The organism is Pantoea sp. SIMBA_079, from assembly GCF_046940275.1.
In the GTDB taxonomy this organism is placed as follows: Bacteria; Pseudomonadota; Gammaproteobacteria; order Enterobacterales; family Enterobacteriaceae; genus Pantoea; species Pantoea borealis.
Window position 1 is genome coordinate 1 of sequence record NZ_JAWRYR010000187.1, and the last position, 281, is coordinate 281.

The following is a 281-nucleotide window of genomic DNA, read 5'->3' on the forward strand; positions in this document are numbered from 1 at the left end:
CCGGCGGGCGTCGCGGCGACCAGCTCGGCCCGTCCCTGCTCCTCCTCCGCCCGGGAGTGGCGAACGGCCAGGAACGTGTTCATCAGCCCAGCCATCAGGGCGATGAAGGTGTAGATCTCGAAGAAGGTGAGGGCGGCGACACCTGCCCCCTGCGGAATGCCGCGCAGCACGAGGATCGTGGGGTTCGCGATCGCGAGCTGGATCAGTTGCGTCCGTGCCGCCGCGCTTCCGTAGGTCTGCTCGATGCTCTCGGCCGAGAATGCGGCAAGCGCTCCGATTGC

1 pseudogene is annotated in these 281 nt (G+C 68.3%); it reads right to left on the reverse strand.

Features of this window, described 5'->3' with window-relative positions:
- Positions 1–281 (reverse strand): annotated as a pseudogene (locus SB719_RS19645) (hypothetical protein); the annotation flags it as partial.